Raw genomic sequence first — 13,678 nt, forward strand, 5'->3', positions numbered from 1 at the left:
AGCGCCGCCGGTCGGAGCGACGATGGTGGCCCAGCAGACCTCCGGGCTCGCCTCCTCGGGACGTCGGGACTCCTGCCGGTACGCGCTCGGTCGCTCTGACCCGCTCGGCGGCCGGTCCCGAGGAGGCGCTCTCGTCAAGCGCGCCGGACCGGTCTCCTAGGCTGGGGCGCATGCCAGTCCGGATCGTCGCGACCTCCATGCGTCGCTTCGCGATCGCCCTCTGGGTCGTCGCCGTCGCCCTCGTCGTCATCGGCCTCGTCACCAACGGTCCGCGCGCCGCGCTCCTCGTCCCGGTCCCGTCGCTCTTCACCGCCTGGTTCGCCTGGGTGGTCCTCTGGCGTCCGCGGATCGAGCTCCACGAGGACGCGCTGGTCGTCGTGGACGTCCGCCGCACCACCCGCTTCGCCTGGCGGCGAGTGCAGGACGTGCGCACGAAGTACGGCCTCGAGGTCGTCACCGACCAGGGCGAGCAGCGGGTCTGGATCGCGCCGCGCAGCACGGCTCGCCTGGCGGTCGTCCGGCCGGGAGGCACGGTTCCGGTCAGCGTCGACGATGCGGCCGCCGAGATGCGCGCGTTCGTCCCCGCGCCGGTCGTGCACGACGGTGCACCCCCGGCGACGGTGACCGCGGCGCCGATCGTGCACCGCGTGCACGGCTGGGCGGTCACCGCGCTCGTGGTGCTCGGCATCGCGGCCAGCCTCGCCGGCGCGCGCCTCTGACGCATCGCCGACCGAGCGGCCCGCGTCCGCGGAGCGCCACCGGTGGACTCGCAAGGGCCGCGAGGCCCGCGAAGGCCCGTCGCCGACCTCCTCGTGGTCCAGCGGCCATCTCCAGGACGTGAGCCGGACACGGTCGGTGGGACGCGCCTCCAGGCCGCTCCCCGGAACGACGGAACGCGCCGTCCCGGAGCCGGGGCGGCGCGTTCCGTGTGTCGCAGGTGTCGGGTCAGCGACCGAACTCGAAGCCGGCGCCCGGGATGGCTGCCAGCAGGTCCTTCGTGTACTGCTCCCGCGGGTTGGCGAACACCTCGTCGGTGGTCGCCTTCTCGACGATCTGTCCCTTGCGCATGACGCAGACGTTGTCCGCGACCAGGCGGACCACGGCGAGGTCGTGCGTGATGAACAGGTAGGTCAGGCCGAGCTCGGACTGCAGCTCGGTGAGCAGGTCCAGGATCTGCCCCTGCACGAGCACGTCGAGGGCCGAGACGGCCTCGTCGAGCACGATGACCTCGGGCTTCAACGCCAGTGCACGCGCGACGGCGATGCGCTGCCGCTGCCCACCGGACAGCTCGCTCGGGTACCGGTTCACCATCGACTTCGGCAGCGCGACCTGGTCGAGCAGCTCGAGCACCCGAGCACGGCGGGACGCCTTGTCCCCGACCTTGTGCGTGGTGAGCGGCTCGGCGATCGTGTTCCCGACGTTGTACATCGGGTCCAGCGAGCCGTACGGGTCCTGGAACACGGGCTGGACGCGACGACGGAAGTCGAACAGGTCCTTGCCCTTGAGCGCGCCGATGTCGATGCCGTCGAACTGCACCGAACCACCGGTGATCGACTCGAGCTGCAGGACGAGCTTCGCGACCGTGGACTTGCCGGAGCCGGACTCGCCGACGAGCGCCGTGGTGGTGCCCTTCGGGATCGAGAACGAGACACCATCGACGGCCTTCAGCTCACGCGTGGCGATGCCCTGCCCGCGCAGCTTGTAGACCTTCTGCAGGTCCTTGACCACGATGAGGTCCTCGGTCGGCTTGCTCTCGCGCTCGTGAGCGCGGGCCAGGAGCTCGTCGTCCTCGCTGCCGGTGCCGGACGAGATGTCCACCCGCTGGTGCTGCACCTTCGACTGGATGCGGCGGCTCGCGAGCGAGGGTGCCGCGGCGACGAGGCGCTGCGTGTACGGGTGCTGCGGGTTCGCCAGGATCTCCTTCGAGGGACCGGCCTCGACGACCTGGCCCTTGTACATCACCACGAGCTTCTCGGCGCGCTCGGCAGCGAGGCCGAGGTCGTGGGTGATGAACAGCACCGAGGTGCCGAAGTCCCGCGTCAGGCTCTCGAGGTGGTCGAGGATGACGCGCTGCACGGTCACGTCGAGCGCCGAGGTGGGCTCGTCGGCGATGAGCAGCTTCGGACGGCTCGACAGGCCGATGCCGATGAGCACGCGCTGCCGCATGCCGCCGGAGAACTCGTGCGGGTACTGCTTGAGGCGGCTCTCGGCGTCACCGAGGCCGGCCTCCTGCAGGACCTCGACCGCACGGGCACGGATGGCGGCCTTGCCGGTCGCCATGCCGTTCGCCTTGATGGCCTCCTCGACCTGGAACCCGATCTTCCAGAGCGGGTTGAGGTTCGACATGGGGTCCTGCGGGACGTACCCGATCTCGGTCCCGCGGATCTCGGACATCTGCTTCTCGTCGAGGCCGACGAGCTCGCGCCCGTTCAGCTTGATCGAGCCGCCCGTGATCTGGCCGGTGCCGGGGAGCAGCTTGATGATCGCCTGCGCGCTGGTGGACTTGCCCGATCCGGACTCGCCCACGATCGCGAGGCGTTCGCCCTGCTCGAGGGTCATGCTCACGCCACGGACGGCCTGCACGAGTCCGCTCTGGGTGCGGAAGCCGACCTGCAGGTCGGTGATCTCGAGCAGCGGTGCGCCGGAGGTACCCGAGGTCCGGGCGTTCGGCTCGGTGAGTGTCTCGCTCATCGGCGGGCCCTCGCCTTCGGGTCGAGCGCGTCGCGGACCACGTCACCGAGGAGGAGGAACGCGAGCACGGTGATGGACAGGGCGGCGGACGGCCAGAAGATGGTCGACGGGTTGGTGCGGATCGAGGTCCGCGCCGTCCCGATGTCGAGCCCCCAGCTGAGCGCCGACGGCGGCAGACCGATGCCGAGGAACGACAGGGTCGCCTCGGCCACGATGAACGTGCCGAGCGAGACCGTCGCCACGACGATGACCGGCGCGAGCGAGTTGGGGATGACGTGCTTGACCAGCGTCTGGAACCGGCTGACGCCGAGGGCCGCCGAGGCGGTCACGTAGTCGGCCTGCTTCGCGCTGAGCACGGCACCGCGCATGATGCGGGCGATCTGCGGCCAGGCGAAGACGGCGAGCACGAGCGACACCGTGATGGCGTTCCGCTGCGGGATCACCGACATGATCACGATCGCGCCGAGGACCGTCGGGATCGAGAAGAAGATGTCCGCGATGCGGGACACGACCGCGTCGAGCCAGCCGCCGTAGAACCCGGCGATGGCGCCGACGACGATGCCGACGATCGTCACCAGCACGGTGGCGAGGAGACCGACGAGCAGGGAGTTCTGCGCGCCCCAGATCATGCGGGCGTACACGTCGGAACCCTGACGGGTGTAGCCGAGCGGGTGCCCGGCGCGGGGGCCCTCGTCGCTGTAGTCCAGGTTGGCGGCGCGCGGGTCCACGTGGCTGAACAGCCCCGGGGCGATCGCGACCACGAGGATCAGCAGGATGAGGACCGCGGAGATCCAGAAGGTCGGACGGCGACGCATGGACTCCCACGCGTCGGTCCACAGTGAACGGGTCTTCTCGTCCACGTTGACCTGGTCGACCGCCTGCAGCGGCGTCTCCTCGATCGGGGCGACGTAGTGCGTCGCCGAGCGGGGTGCGGCGTTACTTGGCATAGCGGATCCTCGGGTCCAGGACGGCGTAGAGCAGGTCGACCAGGAGGTTGGCGAGCATGAAGATGATGACCATCACGGCGACGAACGACACGACCGTCGGGCCCTCGCCGAGCGTGACGGCCTTGTAGACCGTCCCACCGACGCCGTTGATGTTGAAGATGCCCTCGGTCACGATCGCGCCGACCATCAGGCTGCCGATGTCGACACCGAGGTAGGTCACCACGGGGATGAGTGAGTTCCGGAAGATGTGCACGCTCACGACACGGCGGCGGGACAGGCCCTTCGCGGTGGCGGTCCGCACGAAGTCGGCGCTCATGTTCTCGGCGACGCTGGCGCGGGTGAGTCGCACGATGTACGCGAACGACACGGTCGCGAGCACGATCGCCGGCAGGACCAGCTCGTTCCACGGCGCCTGACCCGACACCGTCACCCGGAAGAGCCCGAGGTTGATGCCGAAGACGTACTGCAGCACGAAGCCGACGACGAAGGTCGGCACCGAGATGAGCAGCAGCGAGACGACGAGCGCGGTGGCGTCGAACCACTTGCCCTTGCGGAGACCCGCGACGACACCGACGAGGATGCCGGCGACGGCCTCGAACACCAGCGCCAGGAGCGCGAGGCGGGCGGTGATCGGGAACGCCTGGGCGAGCTGCTGGCTGACCGGGAGGCCCGAGTACGTGATCCCGAGGTCGCCGCGGAAGAGACCGCCGACCCAGAGCAGGTACTGGATGATGAACGGCTTGTCCAGGTTGTACTGCGCCCGGAGCTGTTCGATCACCTGCGGCGACGGCTGGCGGTCGCCGAACAGCGCGGCGATCGGGTCGCCGGGCAGCGAGAAGACCATGAAGTAGATGAGGAACGTGGCCCCGAAGAACACGGGGATGAGTTGCAGGAGGCGCTTGCCGAGGTACCAGAGCATCAGATCACTGCCTGGTTCGCTGCGCGCATGTCGTTCAGGTTCATGTCGTGAGGGGTGGACGGTCCGAGGGTCGGCACGGGTGTCCGGTGCGGGCGGCGGCGCCCGCGTTCGTGGGGGAAGGTGTTGCCGCCGTGGTACGGGGGCTCGAGGACCGTGTGGTCCCCGAACCCCCGTCCGGTTGGCTGCGGGCAGGATACCTGCTCGCGGTGGGTCCTCCGCGGAGGACCGGTGTTACTTGGTGACCTCGATGTCGTAGTACAGCGGAACGGAGTCCCAACCGAACTTGACGTTCTTGACGTTGTCCGCAGACCACACGCCAGTCACGTTGGAGTACCAGAGCGGGATCTCGGGCAGGTCCTTGAACAGGAGCTCCTGCGCCTGGTCGAAGAACTTGTTGCCCTCTTCCACGGTCGACGCCGAACGGCCCTTGGCGAGCAGCTCGTTGTACTCGGCCGAGTCGTAGCGCGAGTAGTTGTTGGACGAACCCTCACCCATGGTCGGGCCGAGGAAGTTGTACAGCGACGGGTAGTCGGCCTGCCAACCGGTGCGGCTTCCGCCCTTGAGCTTGTCGTCCGTCTGCAGCGCGAGCGCCTCGGCGAACGTCGGGACGGCGTTGCCCTCGGCCTTGATGCCCAGCGTGTTCGAGATCGAGTTGGTGACCGCGGTCACCCACGCCTCGTGTCCACCGTCAGCGTTGTACGTGATGGTGAGCGTGTCGTTGTACGGCGAGATCTCGTCGGCCTGGGCCCAGAGCTTCTTGGCCTCGGCCTTGTCGTACTTCAGGACGTCCGAACCCTCGAGGTCGTCCGACCAGCCGTCGATGACCGGCGAGGTGAAGTCCTTGGCCGGGGTGCGCGTGCCCTGGAAGATCTTGTCGGTGATCTGCTTGCGGTTGATCGACATCGACACCGCCTCGCGACGGAGCTTGCCTTCCTCGCCCTTCCAGTGGTCGAGGTAGTAGGGCAGGTAGATCGCCTGGAAGATCGCGGCGGCCTGGTTGACGTTCGAGTCGGGGAAGTCCGACTTGTAGGTCGAGAAGGCGGCGTCCGGCACGGCGTCGAGGACGTCGAGGTTGCCACCCTGGGCGTCGGAGTACGCGGTGTCCTGCGTGCTGTAGAACGTGATCGTCAGACCACCGTTCTTCGGCTTGCGCTTGCCCTGGTAGTCCTTGTTGGTGACGAGCTTGATGTCCTGGTTGTGGGTCCAGGCGCTCTTGCCGTCGAGCTTGTACGGGCCGTTGCCGATCGGGTTCTGACCGAAGGCCTTCGGGTCGTCGTAGAACGCCGAGGGAAGCGGCACGAAGGCGTTGTAGCCGAGCGACAGCGGGAAGTCCGACTGCGCCGACTTCAGCGTGACCGTGAACTCGTCGTCGCCCTTGACCTTGAGGCCGGTGAGCTCGGAGTCCTTGTCGGCGCTGTAGCCCTCGATGTTCTCGAAGAAGTAGCTCGCGCCCTGCGCGTTCGACTTCTGCGCTGCCCAGTTCCACGCCTTCGTGAAGGACTCGGCGGTGATCTCCTCACCGTTGGTGAACTTCCACCCGGTGTTGATCGTGATGTCGAAGGTCTTCGAGTCGTCGGTCTCGACGCTCTTGGCGAGCTCCTTGACGGGCTTGCCGTCGGCGTCGTACGTGAACAGACCATCGAACAGCGACGTGATGATCTTGCCGCCACCGGTCTCGGTGGTGTTCGACGGGATGAGCGGGTTCTGCGGCTCGCTACCGTTCGTGGTGACGATGCCGTCCGCGTTCGTGGAGCCCGAGCCGGAGCCCGAACCGCTTCCGCCACCGTTGCCGGAGCAGCCGGTCAGGGCGAGTGCTGTGGCCCCGAGCACGGCGAGGGCAGTGAGCCCAGCGCGCTTCTTGATCAAGAGTTCCTCCTGGTGCATGGGACGCGCCGGGCACAGAGGTCCCTCCCGCCGCGTTTGACTCCTGAACTGTAGGCAGTGCACGGATGCCCGTCCAAACCCACGGCGCATCGGTTACACGCCTGAAACCAAGTTGCAGGATCGTTGCGGCAGTTTGCAACATCCCAGCGTTGAGCCGCTCGCACCAGCCGATCGGTTGCGTTTGCATCGAGCTCCGTGCAGCGTCCAGGTGACGTCCCGGTGAACCACAGGTGTCGGCTGCAACCGCTTGCACTCGGAGCGCTCCACCCGCTGGTGGGCAGGCGTGCCCGGAACGGACGGGAGGCCCGTGGCGGTGTCGCCACGGGCCTCCCGTCGGTGCGCTGGTCGCCTACGCGAACGCCTCGATCGGCGGGCAGGCGCAGACCAGGTTCCGGTCCCCGTACGCCTGGTCGATCCGGCGCACCGGCGGCCAGTACTTGCGCGCCGCCTGACCGGCCGAGGGGTAGACCGCCTGCTCGCGCGTGTAGGCGTGCTCCCACTCGCCCGCGATGACCGACGAGGCGGTGTGCGGGGCGTTCACCAGCGGGTTGTCGTCCGCCGGCCACTCCCCCCGTCCGACCGCGTCCGCCTCGGCACGGATGGCGAGCATCGCGTCGACGAAGCGGTCGAGCTCGGCGAGGTCCTCGCTCTCGGTCGGCTCGACCATGAGCGTGCCCGCCACGGGGAACGACATGGTCGGTGCGTGGAAGCCGTGGTCGATGAGGCGCTTGGCGACGTCGTCCACCGTGATCCCCGTGGCCTCGCGCAGCGGCCGGAGGTCGAGGATGCACTCGTGCGCGACCAGGCCGGACTCGCCCGTGTACAGCACCGGGAACGCGTCACGCAGGCGGGCGGCGAGGTAGTTCGCCCCGAGGACGGCCACCTCGGTCGCCCGGGTGAGCCCCTCGAGGCCCATCATCCGGACGTAGGTCCAGGTGATCGGCAGGATGCTCGGGCTGCCGTACGGCGCTGCCGAGACCGGGCCGCCGGCGTGGGCGAGCCGTGCGCCGTCCGCCGCGGCGTCCGCACCGGTGCGACGGTCGGCCTCCTGCGCCATCGGGTGGCCCGGCAGGAAGGGTGCGAGGTGCCCCTTCGCCGCCACCGGACCGACACCCGGACCGCCGCCGCCGTGCGGGATGCAGAACGTCTTGTGCAGGTTGAGGTGCGAGACGTCCCCGCCGAAGTCGCCGAACCGGGCGTGCCCGAGGAGCGCGTTGAGGTTCGCGCCGTCGACGTAGACCTGACCGCCGGCGTCGTGCACCGCGTCGCAGATCGCCCGGATGTCCTGCTCGTAGACGCCGTGCGTCGACGGGTACGTGATCATCAGCGCCGCGAGCTGCTCGGCGTGCTGCCTCGTCTTCGCACGGAGGTCGTCGAGGTCGACGTTGCCGTCCTCGTCACAGGCCACCACGACGACGCGCATGCCCGCCAGGACCGCCGAGGCCGCGTTCGTGCCGTGGGCGCTGGACGGGATGAGGCAGACCGTGCGCGCCTCGTCCCCGCGGGACCTGTGGTACCCGCGGATGGCGAGGAGCCCGGCGAGCTCACCCTGGCTGCCCGCGTTCGGCTGGACCGACACGGTGTCGTACCCGGTGACCTCGGCGAGCCAGGTCTCGAGGTCGCCGATCATGTCCAGGTAGCCCTGCACGTCCTCGCGCGGGGCGAAGGGGTGCAGCCGCGCGAACTCCGGCCAGGTCACGGCCGCCATCTCGGTCGCCGCGTTGAGCTTCATCGTGCAGCTGCCGAGCGGGATCATGCCGCGGTCGAGCGCGTAGTCCTTGTCGGACAGGTGCTTGAGGTACCGCATCATCCGGGTCTCGCTGCGGTGCGCGCTGAACACGGGGTGCGTCAGGAACGCGCTCGCGCGCTCGAGGCCGGCCGGGAGGCCCGGAGCCGCGTCGCGGACGGCGGTCTCGGTCGCGGGGACGGTCGCGTCCGTCGCACCGAGGACGCCGGCGAGGGCGACGAGGTCGTCGGGCGTCGTGGTCTCGTCGACGGACAGCTGGAGCGTGTCCGCGTCGACGAGGTGCAGCAAGTACCCGGCGTCGTGCGCGGCGGCCACGACGGACCCGGCACGACCGGGGACCCGGAGCGTGACCGTGTCGAAGAAGGCGTCGTGCACGATCTCGGCGCCGGCCGTCCGGGCGAGGTCGGCGAGCGCCGTGGTGGTCCGTGCCACCCGGTGCGCGATGAACCGCAGCCCCTCGGGGCCGTGGTAGACCGCGTACATCGACGCCATCACCGCGAGGAGCACCTGCGCGGTGCAGATGTTGCTCGTCGCCTTCTCGCGCCGGATGTGCTGCTCGCGGGTCTGCAGGCTGAGGCGGTAGGCCATGCTGCCGTCGGCGTCGAAGGACACCCCGACGAGCCGACCGGGCAGCTGGCGCTCGAGGCCCGCACGGACGGCGAGGTACCCGGCGTGCGGTCCGCCGAAGCCGAGCGGGACGCCGAAGCGCTGGCTCGTGCCGACGGCGACGTCCGCGCCGAGGTCGCCCGGGCTGGCGAGCAGCGTCATCGCGAGCAGGTCCGCCGCGACGACCGCGATCCCGCCACCGGCGTGCACGCGCTCGATGGTCGTGCTCGGGTCGACGACGCGGCCGGAGGCACCCGGGTACTGCAGGACGACGCCGAACGCGCCGTCGAGCTGCTCGTCGGTGGGACCGTCGGCGGCGTCGAAGGTGCGGAGCGCGATGCCGACGGCCTCGGCACGGTGCCCGAGGAGCGCCGCGGTCTGCGGCAGCAGGTCGGCGTCCACCAGGAACGCGTCGCCCTTCACCTTCGAGGCGCGGCGGGCCAGGAGCATGCCCTCGACGACGGCGGTGCCCTCGTCGAGCATCGACGCGCCCGCGGTGGCCATGCCGGTCAGGTCGGAGACCATCGTCTGGAAGTTGATGAGCGCCTCGAGCCGGCCCTGCGAGATCTCGGGCTGGTACGGCGTGTAGGCCGTGTACCAGCTCGGGTTCTCGAGGACGTTCCGCTGGATGACGGCGGGCGTGTGGGTGTCCGAGTAGCCGAGGCCGATCATCGCGCGACGGACCGTGTTGCGGCCGGCGACGGCGCGGAGCTCGGCGAGCGCCTCGGTCTCCCCTACCGCGGTGGGCACGGACGAGTGCGCGACCGGGGCGGCGTGGATCGACTCGGGCACGGCGGCGCGGACGAGGGCGTCGAGCGAGGGCTGCCCGACGACGTCGAGCATCGCCTGCTGGTCGGCGGGCGTGGTGCCGATGTGGCGGTCGGCGAACGTGGTCTGCAGGTTCGTCGAGGTGGTGAGGTCCTGGTCCGCGGTCATGCGATCGAGGCCCGGTACGTGTCGTGGTCCATGAGGTCCTCGGGGAACGACGTGCCGTCGACCTTGAGCTTGACGAGCCACCCGGCGCCGAACGGGTCCTGGTTGACGGTGTCGGGGGTGGCGACGACGGCGTCGTTGACCTCGACGACCTCGCCCTCGATCGGGGCGAACAGCTCGCCGACGCTCTTGGTCGACTCGATCTCGCCGAGCTGCTCGCCCGCGGTCGTGGTGGTGCCCACGGCGGGGAGCTCGACGTAGACCACGTCACCGAGCTGCTCGGCCGCGTGGTCGGTGATGCCGACGGTGACGACGTCGCCCTCGACGAGGATCCACTCGTGGTCCTTGGTGTACTGCAGTGCGGTCTGGTCGGTCATGGGGTCAGCCTTTCGCGGCGCGGCGGTAGAAGGGGAGGGCGGTGACGGTTCCGGGGATGGCCGTGCCGCGGACGTCGATGTGGAGGACTCGTCCCCCGTCGGCGCAGTCCGGGTCGACGAAGGCCATCGCGACGGGGTGGCCGAGGGTGGGCGACAGGGCGCCGGAGGTGACGGTGCCGACGACGACCCCGTCCCGCAGCACGTCGTAGCCGGCCCGGGCAGCCCGGCGGCCCTCGGTCACGAGGCCGACGAGCACGCGGGCGTCGGCGGCGGGCTCGACACCGGCGTCGCCGACGAACGAGCCCGAGGTGGCGACGACGCGACCGAGTCCGGCCTGCGCGGGCCGCACCGATGTGTCGAGTTCGTGGCCGTAGAGGGGCATGCCCGCCTCGAGGCGCAGGGTGTCGCGCGCCGCGAGGCCCGCGGGGACGACACCGCGTTCGGCACCGGCGTCGAGCAGGGCGTCCCAGATCGCCGGCGCGGTGTCGGTGTCGCAGTACAGCTCGAAGCCGTCCTCGCCGGTGTAGCCGGTGCGGGCGATGAGGACCTCGCTGCCGTCGAACAGCGCGTGCAGGACCCGGTAGTACCGGAGTTCGTCGAGCGGCGTCTCGGGCTGCAGGCGGTCGGCCGTGACGAGGGCGTCGAGCGTGCCCGCGGCGGCCGGGCCCTGGATCGCGACGAGCGCGGTCCGGTCGGAGTCGTCCGTGACGAGCACGTCGTACCCGGCGGCGCGCTCCTGCACGGCCTGGACGGCGACGTCCCGGTTGCCGGCGTTCGCGACGACGAGGAAGACGTCCTCGCCGGTGCGGTAGACCACCAGGTCGTCGAGGATCCCGCCCTCGGGCGTGAGCAGGAGCGAGTACTTCGCCCGGCCGACCGGCATCGCGCCGAAGGACCCCGCGAGCGCGGCGTCGAGGAAGGCCACGGCGTCCGGACCCTGCACGCCGATCTCGGCCATGTGCGAGAGGTCGAACACCCCGGCCGCCCGGCGCACCGCATGGTGCTCGGCGAGGTCGGACGAGTACCGGACCGGCATGCGGTGCCCGGTAAAGTCGGTGAAGGTGGCGCCGGCGGCTTCGTGCTGCGCCTCGAGCGGCGACGAGCGGAGCGCGGGCGCACTGGCACCAGGCGCGGGCGCACCGGCACCGGGCGTGGGCGCACCGGCGTCGGGTGCTCCGGGCGCGGGCACGGTGGAGGGATCTGACATGGACGGAGTTCTCCCGGCGTCGGCTGGGCCCGACGACCGTCGTCGGGTGCGGAACTCCCCCTCTGTCATGGGCCTGAGAGTTTCACCGCGGCCCGTGAGGTCCGGCGGCTTTCACCGTGGGCGAGACGGTGCGGCGTGGGATGCGCCCACGTCGATCGCGTCTGCTTTTCAGAGTGGCCTGCCCGCTGCGGTGTTGGACCTGAGAGATTGGCGGGGAGCTTGCTCCTTCGGTGCCCGGACCAGGTCGTGCAGCGTCTGGTCGGGGGCTCTCCCGCGGCGGGTGGTCGGCCGTGTCTTCTGTTGTCCGAGGAGCATACCGAGCCCGCGTTACGGGCATGTGTCGCATCCGCCGCCGCGGACACCGCCGGGGACGCCGCGGCTGGTCGTTCGACATCACGTAGAGTGACATCGTGGCAGGACAGCGATCGCGCCCCCGTGGGCAGCTCGAGCAGGCGGTGCTCGAGGCGCTGTGGACCGCCGACGACGGGCTCACCGCGCGCCAGGTGCTCGACGCCGTCGCCGAACCCCGTCCCGCGCTCACGACGGTCCTCACCGTGCTCGACCGTCTCGGCCGCAAGGGTGCGGTGGTGCGCGAGGAGCACGCCGACGCCCCGCTGACCTTCCGCGCCACGCACTCCCGCGAGGACCACACCGCGTCCCTCATGTCGAGCGCGCTGGCCGCGGCCTCCGACCGCGAGGCCGCCCTGCTGCAGTTCACCGGCTCGCTCGCGTCCGGGGACCTCGAGGTCCTGCGCCGCGCGATCGACTCCCGATCCCGCCCCTGACCGGACCGGCTCCGTGGTCGTCGCCGGCGCCTGCCTGGTCGTGCTCGCCCTGGCCGTCGTGGTCCTCGCGCCGCGGGTCCTGACGCGGGCCGGCTGGACGATCGCGCACCCGCGGACCGCGATCGCCGCCTGGCAGGCAGCGGTCGTCGTGGGCGTCGCCAGCTTCGTCGTCGGGACCGCGCTGGTGGTCCTCGCCGACCGACCGCTCCGCGACCCGTTCGGCATCGACGACTCCCCGAGCCACGGCCTGAACGTCGGGATCGCCGTGCTCGCCGTCGTCGCGTTCGCCGTCGCCGTCCGCGTCCGCCCGGGCCCGGAGCACGAGGCCGTCCGCGAGGCCATCCGCACCGGGGCGGCCCCGCACCGCGAGGTGGACGGCACGCTGGTCGCCGTCCTCGAGGCCGACACCGCCCTCGCCTGCGCCGTCCCGGGCCGCACCGGCGGTGTGCTCGTCAGCACCGGCCTGGCCGACCGACTGCGCGCCGACGAGCTCGGCGCGGTCGTCGCTCACGAGCGCGCGCACCTCCGGCAGCACCACGCTGCCGTCGTCGGGTTCGCCGAGTCCGTCGAACGGGCCGTCCCGTGGGTCCCGGGAGCCCGTGCGATGGCGCGGTCGACCCGGGTCCTCGTCGAGTTCGCCGCGGACGACGCCGCCGCGCGCCGGGTCGGCCGCGACGCCCTCCGCCGGGCGGTGCTCGTGGCGGACGCGACGGGCGCACTCGGCGCGGTCCGCGCCTCCCGGCTGGGCTGACCGCACCCGGGAGGCCCGTGCGGCGTCCGGCTGTCGGCGCACGGGGCTAGCCTGGTCCGGTCCGCCACCGCGAGGGGAACCGTGCAGCCGCTCACCGAATCCGACATCCGATCGTCCTTCGTCAACGCGACGCCCGACGAACTCGCCCAGCTCCCGATCCCGGGCTGCACGAGACGCTCTGGAACGAACGCGAGTACCTCGGCTGGCGCGACCCGCAGGCCGCCCGCCGTGGCTATATGGTGTCCTGGATGGACGGCGAGCCCGTGGGCATCGTCGTCCGCGCCGCGGGTGGGTCGCTCCGCCCGGGCATCGCGGCGATGTGCTCGTTCTGCCACTCCCCGCAGCCGGCGACGCAGGTGCGCCTGTTCTCCGCTGCCCGCGGTGGCGAGGCCGGCCGGAACGGCAACACCATCGGCTCGTACATCTGCGAGGACCTCGGCTGCTCGATGCTCATCCGCACGGCGCCCCCGCACCTCAACCCGCCGGCGACGATCGCGATGCGGTCCGAGTCGCTGCTCGCCCGCGTGCACTCCTTCACGGCGGACATCAAGAGCACGGCATGACGACCGACCGGTTCGGCTCCGCACGCTGGGCCGTCGTCGAGGAGCTCGGGGACGGTCGGTGGCGGCTCACGCTGCGCGACGAGGCCGACGACGAGCTCGGGGCGTTCGGCCTGGGCGTCGAGGGCCCGTGGGCCCCGGACGTCGAACCGCACGTGGGGTTCGTGCTCGCGCAGCTCGGACTGGCACCGACCGGTGCGCGGCCGTGGCGCGTGGACGAGCTCGGCGACCAGCGCGCCCCCGTCCTGCCGCTCGTCTGACCGTGGCGGCG

General features: G+C 71.0%; 12 protein-coding genes and 1 riboswitch. Of the genes, 5 read left to right on the plus strand and 7 right to left on the minus strand.

Features of this window, described 5'->3' with window-relative positions; translation table 11 throughout:
- The first annotated feature begins 170 nt into the window (after positions 1–170).
- Positions 171–719, plus strand: coding sequence for a PH domain-containing protein (locus tag KM842_RS08990; protein WP_216257665.1), 549 nt, complete (start codon positions 171–173; stop codon positions 717–719).
- A gap of 226 nt (positions 720–945) precedes the next feature.
- On the opposite strand, the gene KM842_RS08995 is transcribed toward KM842_RS08990, so the two are convergent.
- From KM842_RS08995 to gcvT, 7 genes are all read right to left on the minus strand, one after another.
- Positions 946–2,691, minus strand: coding sequence for a dipeptide ABC transporter ATP-binding protein (locus KM842_RS08995; RefSeq protein ID WP_216257666.1), 1,746 nt, complete (start codon positions 2,689–2,691; stop codon positions 946–948).
- Positions 2,688–3,638: an ABC transporter permease gene (locus KM842_RS09000; RefSeq protein WP_216257669.1), complete on the minus strand. Its 951-nt coding sequence runs from the start codon at positions 3,636–3,638 to the stop codon at positions 2,688–2,690. The genes KM842_RS08995 and KM842_RS09000 overlap by 4 nt, the downstream gene beginning before the upstream one ends.
- A complete protein-coding gene (locus KM842_RS09005; RefSeq protein ID WP_216257671.1) occupies positions 3,628–4,557 on the minus strand; it encodes an ABC transporter permease in 930 nt (309 codons plus the stop codon). Before KM842_RS09005 ends, KM842_RS09000 begins: the two co-directional genes overlap by 11 nt.
- Before the next feature lie 231 nt (positions 4,558–4,788).
- The gene (locus tag KM842_RS09010) at positions 4,789–6,423 is read right to left on the minus strand and encodes a peptide ABC transporter substrate-binding protein (RefSeq protein ID WP_216257674.1); all 1,635 of its coding nucleotides are present in this window, start codon (positions 6,421–6,423) and stop codon (positions 4,789–4,791) included.
- 367 nt (positions 6,424–6,790) lie between these two features.
- Positions 6,791–9,730 carry an aminomethyl-transferring glycine dehydrogenase gene (gcvP, locus tag KM842_RS09015; protein WP_216257675.1) on the minus strand — a complete coding sequence of 980 codons (2,940 nt, stop codon included), beginning with the start codon at positions 9,728–9,730 and terminating at the stop codon, positions 6,791–6,793.
- A complete protein-coding gene (gcvH, locus tag KM842_RS09020; protein WP_110903296.1) occupies positions 9,727–10,104 on the minus strand; it encodes a glycine cleavage system protein GcvH in 378 nt (125 codons plus the stop codon). The genes gcvP and gcvH overlap by 4 nt, the downstream gene beginning before the upstream one ends.
- A gap of 4 nt (positions 10,105–10,108) precedes the next feature.
- Positions 10,109–11,311 (minus strand): glycine cleavage system aminomethyltransferase GcvT, encoded by a 1,203-nt coding sequence (gcvT, locus tag KM842_RS09025; protein ID WP_216257678.1) that lies wholly within the window; start codon positions 11,309–11,311, stop codon positions 10,109–10,111.
- 178 nt (positions 11,312–11,489) lie between these two features.
- A riboswitch (glycine riboswitch) is annotated at positions 11,490–11,595 on the minus strand.
- Between the two features lie 126 nt (positions 11,596–11,721).
- Between gcvT and KM842_RS09030 the strand changes: the two genes are divergently transcribed.
- The 4 genes from KM842_RS09030 (at position 11,722) to KM842_RS09045 (ending at position 13,667) form a co-directional block, all read left to right on the plus strand.
- Positions 11,722–12,096 (plus strand): BlaI/MecI/CopY family transcriptional regulator, encoded by a 375-nt coding sequence (locus KM842_RS09030; RefSeq protein ID WP_216257680.1) that lies wholly within the window; start codon positions 11,722–11,724, stop codon positions 12,094–12,096.
- Between the two features lie 13 nt (positions 12,097–12,109).
- Positions 12,110–12,847, plus strand: a complete 738-nt coding sequence (locus KM842_RS09035; protein WP_216257682.1) for a M56 family metallopeptidase — start codon at positions 12,110–12,112, stop codon at positions 12,845–12,847.
- Positions 12,848–13,011: 164 nt separating this feature from the next.
- A complete protein-coding gene (locus KM842_RS09040) occupies positions 13,012–13,410 on the plus strand; it encodes an FBP domain-containing protein (RefSeq protein WP_253206361.1) in 399 nt (132 codons plus the stop codon).
- The gene (locus KM842_RS09045) at positions 13,407–13,667 is read left to right on the plus strand and encodes a hypothetical protein (protein WP_216257684.1); all 261 of its coding nucleotides are present in this window, start codon (positions 13,407–13,409) and stop codon (positions 13,665–13,667) included. The genes KM842_RS09040 and KM842_RS09045 overlap by 4 nt, the downstream gene beginning before the upstream one ends.
- Positions 13,668–13,678 lie beyond the last annotated feature (11 nt).

This window comes from Curtobacterium sp. L6-1 (genome assembly GCF_018885305.1).
Classification (GTDB): domain Bacteria; phylum Actinomycetota; class Actinomycetes; order Actinomycetales; family Microbacteriaceae; genus Curtobacterium; species Curtobacterium aetherium.